This is a genomic window from Pseudomonas sp. R62, assembly GCF_000257605.1.
Classification (GTDB): domain Bacteria; phylum Pseudomonadota; class Gammaproteobacteria; order Pseudomonadales; family Pseudomonadaceae; genus Aquipseudomonas; species Aquipseudomonas atacamensis.
The window spans coordinates 789,529-793,296 of sequence record NZ_JH635999.1; the positions used below are offsets into that span (position 1 = coordinate 789,529).

Sequence of the window (3,768 nt, forward strand, 5' to 3'; positions counted from 1 at the left end):
GCACCTTGCCGGTCTGCACCGAGCGCATGGCCAGATGATCCAGCGTCGCCAGCTCTTCGATGTGCCGGATGCGCTTGTGTGCCGAGAGGTATTCCTTCGATGCCACCAGAATCAGATGCGCCGGGGCGATGGCCCTGGCCACCACACCTTGCGCCAGCTCGATGCCGCCACCGATGGCCGCATCAAACCCGTCCGCGATGAGATCGACTTGGCGATTGTCGACGTGCCATTCAGGGGTCACGGCGGGGTATTGCTTGAGAAAATCGGGCATCAGCGGCAACAGAAAATCCCTGGCGAAACCGGGTGCTGCGCTCAGACGCAAAAGCCCTGAAGGCTCTCCGGCATTGCCGGCCACGTCGGCAATCGCCGCTTGAACACTTTCCAGTCCCGAACCGACGTTGGCCAGAAAGCGTTCTCCCGCTTCGGTCAGCGTGAGTTTGCGCGTGCTGCGCTGAAACAAGCGTACGCCGAGGTTGGCCTCCAGCTGCGCGACATTGCGACTGACCGCCGCGGGAGTCAGGCCCAGGCGCCGCGCCGCCGCAGAGAAGCTTCCCGCCTCGGCGCTGCGCACGAATGAGAGCAAATTGCCTAAGGTTTCCATCTGCGCACCTTCAACGAATGATTGAAAGTGATTCTAGTGGGCTTCCACTACTGGTGGAAGATAAAAAGGCGTTTCATAGCCTCATCAACTCCAACCACCCAGAGGCTCGACCATGAACACTTCCACGCTTCCACTGACCGGCAAAATCGCCATCGTGACCGGTGGCTCACGCAGCATCGGCGCAGCAATCGCCAAGCGCCTCGCGGCAGATGGCGCCACCGTCGCTATCACCTACAACGCATCGCCAGATCGCGCCGAAGCGGTGGTGCAGGAAATCGTTGCGGCGGGCGGCCAGGCTGTGGCGCGGGCGGCCGATGCGGGCAATCCCGAGGCTGTACGTGCAGCGATTGCCGAGGTTGCACAGCGTTTTGGCAAGATCGACATTCTGGTGAACAACGCTGGTATCAGCCTGCTCGGTGCCCCGGAGGACATCGCCTTTGAGGACTTTCAACGCATCCTTGCGGTGAACGTGACCGGCGTCTTCGTCGCCACTCAGCAAGCGCTCAAACACATGGGGCAGGGCGGTCGCATCATTCACATCGGCAGCTCGATGGTGCAATACGCTGCGTTCGCTACGGCCTCCGTCTACACCCTGAGCAAAGGTGCGCTGACCGGTTTCAGTCGTGGACTGGTGCGCGATCTTGGGCCGCGCGGCATCACTGTGAACACCGTCCATCCTGGCCCGACCGACAGCGACATGAACCCGGCCGACGGGCCCATTGCGGACTTCCTACGCCCGAACATCGCCATGGGGCGGTACGGCGAGGGCAAGGATGTCGCCAGTGCGGTGGCGTACCTGGCTAGTGCGGACGCCGGGTTTGTCACCGGTGCAGAATTAATCGTCGACGGCGGCTTCACAGCGTAAGGAGAGCATCATGACTATCAGCATCATTGGTACTGGCTCCATCGGCACCGCCATCGCTCGGTTGCTCGTCAACGCAGGCCGGCCGGTCAGTCTGGCCAACAGCCGTGGGCCGCAGAGCCTTGCCGGTTTGGTCGACGAATTGGGTCCACTCGCACAAGCGGTGACCGCTCAGCAAGCCAGTCAGGCGGACATTGTTTTTCTGGCGGTGAACTGGTCGAAGATCCCCGACGCGGTACGCGATCTCGGGCCTTGGGATGGACGTATCGTGATCGACGCCAACAACCCGATCGAGGCGCCACTGTTCAAACCGTTCGATCTGGACGGCCAGCCGTCTTCGCAAGTGGTGGCGCAGATGCTGCCCGGTGCGCACGTGGTCAAGGCCTTCAACCATTTGCTCGCGGCTCTGCTGAGCGATCCCTCCGCCGAGGGCGGCAAGCGTGTGCTGTTTTATTCCGGTGAAGATGCCGCGAGCAAAACCAAAGTTGCAGAGCTGATTGATCAATTGGGTTTTTACGGCATCGACCTGGGCGGTGTGCAGCAGGGAATGCTTGCGCAGTTCCCGGGCGGACCGCTGCCAGCCTTGAACCTGGTCAAACATGGTTGACCGCTGAGCCCGGGCAACCGGGCTTCACATACCAATCGAGGATTCAAAAATGTCTGGCTCAGATTCGCGAAATATCAATGAGGTGGAAAACTACGACGCCTTGCTGCGGGCCAACCTGCAGCGCGTGTTCAACGAGCGCGATGCACAGAAGCGCATTGCGGCGGTGCAGGAGCTTTTTGCAGACACACCGACGATGTACGAACCGACTGGCATCGTCACCGGGCGGGCGGCGATTTCAGAGGTGGCCGGTGCGTTGCTGGATCAGTTCGGGTCGGACTTCGCTTTTGTTCCCGAGGGGCCGGCGGTTGGGCATCATGGCTTGGGTTACCTGCGCTGGCATGCGGGCCCGAGCGCTGGGCCGGTAGTCGTCAGTGGCGTCGACGTGGCAGAAATCAAAGCGGGGAAAATCGTGCGGTTGTGGGTGTTGCTGGATGCGCCCCAAGGCTGAGCCGCACGGCAGGGTGGCAAATCGGATCCCGTTGCCGCCTGTCGCCGACTGCCGATCAGATTAATATCGCGCATTGACATATCGAAAAATCTCGATATCCTCGGCGCATGGAACTGATCGAAATCTTTAAAGCCCTCTCGAACCCGACGCGCCTCAAGATCCTTGAAGGCCTGAAGGATCCCGTCAAGAACTTCCCCCCGCAGGATGAGGGTGACGTTCTCGTCGAGGGTGTCTGCGTCAGCAGCATCCAGGAAGGTATCGGCTTGTCGCAGTCGACGGTGTCGAGTTACCTGGCCACGTTGCAGCGGGTGGGGCTGGTTGAAGTGCGACGCGTCGGTCAATGGACCTACTACAAACGCAATGAGGCTGCTATCAGCGCGCTTGCAGAGATCATAGGGAAAGAGCTGTAAATTTTTTTACTCTAGGATATCGAGAATTCTCGATATCCCTCTTTATCGATACGAGGTTTTGCCATGAAAGCGATGATTTTGAAATCCTTCGGCGGTCCTGATTCGTTCGAACTCAGCGACGTTTCAAAACCGGTTCCGCAAGCGGGCCAAGTGCTGGTCCGAGTGCACGCTACTTCCATCAATCCGCTGGATTACCAGGTTCGCCGCGGTGACTATCCTGATCTTGTGCCGCTGCCAGCCATTACCGGTCACGACGTGTCGGGCGTGGTTGAAGCCGTCGGCCCGGGCGTCAGCGCTTTCGCGCCGGGCGACGAGGTCTGGTACACCCCGCAGATATTCGACGGGCAGGGCAGTTATGCCGAGTACCACGTCGCAGCCGAAAGCATCATCGCCAGAAAGCCTGCCTCGCTGAGCCACCTTGAGGCGGCCAGTCTGAGTCTGGTCGGCGGTACGGTTTGGGAAGCGCTGACCGTGCGCGCCGTGCTCCGCGTTGGCGAAAGCATTCTGATCCACGGCGGCGCCGGCGGGGTCGGCCATGTGGCGATTCAGGTGGCCAAAGCCATGGGCGCCAGAGTGTTCACCACCGTGCGCGAGTCCAACGCCGATTTCGTCCGCAGCCTGGGTGCCGACGTGGTGATCGATTACACCCAAGAGGATTACGTCGAAGCGATCATGCGCGAAACCGCCGGGCATGGCGTAGATGTGGTGTTCGACACCATCGGCGGCGATACCCTGTCCCGCAGTGCCGACGCGCTCGCCCAGCTTGGCCGCGTCGTCTCGATCGTCGACATCGCGCAGCCACAAAACCTCGTCCAGGCCTGGGGCAAGAACGCCAGCTAC

At 60.8% G+C, this 3,768-nt stretch carries 6 protein-coding genes; 5 read left to right on the plus strand and 1 reads right to left on the minus strand.

What is annotated here, in order from left to right; genetic code table 11:
* Positions 1 to 601: LysR family transcriptional regulator (locus OQK_RS21920; protein ID WP_016774287.1), on the minus strand; the 601-nt coding region annotated here is incomplete at its 3' end.
* A gap of 112 nt (positions 602 to 713) precedes the next feature.
* Between OQK_RS21920 and OQK_RS21925 the strand changes: the two genes are divergently transcribed.
* The 5 genes from OQK_RS21925 to OQK_RS21945 all read left to right on the plus strand — a co-directional run.
* Entirely contained in the window at positions 714 to 1,466 is a 753-nt protein-coding gene (locus OQK_RS21925; protein WP_016774288.1) for a 3-oxoacyl-ACP reductase family protein, read from the plus strand.
* A gap of 7 nt (positions 1,467 to 1,473) precedes the next feature.
* On the plus strand, positions 1,474 to 2,070 hold the full coding sequence (locus OQK_RS21930; protein WP_202947698.1) for an NADPH-dependent F420 reductase: 597 nt from the start codon (positions 1,474 to 1,476) through the stop codon (positions 2,068 to 2,070).
* Positions 2,071 to 2,152: 82 nt separating this feature from the next.
* Positions 2,153 to 2,518: a nuclear transport factor 2 family protein gene (locus OQK_RS21935; protein WP_202947696.1), complete on the plus strand. Its 366-nt coding sequence runs from the start codon at positions 2,153 to 2,155 to the stop codon at positions 2,516 to 2,518.
* A gap of 107 nt (positions 2,519 to 2,625) precedes the next feature.
* Entirely contained in the window at positions 2,626 to 2,928 is a 303-nt protein-coding gene (locus OQK_RS21940) for an ArsR/SmtB family transcription factor (protein ID WP_016774291.1), read from the plus strand.
* 63 nt (positions 2,929 to 2,991) lie between these two features.
* The coding region (locus tag OQK_RS21945; protein ID WP_038861543.1) for a zinc-binding dehydrogenase at positions 2,992 to 3,768 on the plus strand (777 nt) is incomplete at its 3' end.

Bases quoted from the DNA above. Each gene is read 5' to 3' on its own strand.
- OQK_RS21925 (WP_016774288.1), top strand. From the start codon at position 714: ATGAACACTTCCACGCTTCCACTGACCGGCAAAATCGCCATCGTGACC.
- OQK_RS21940 (WP_016774291.1), top strand. From the start codon at position 2,626: ATGGAACTGATCGAAATCTTTAAAGCCCTCTCGAACCCGACGCGCCTC.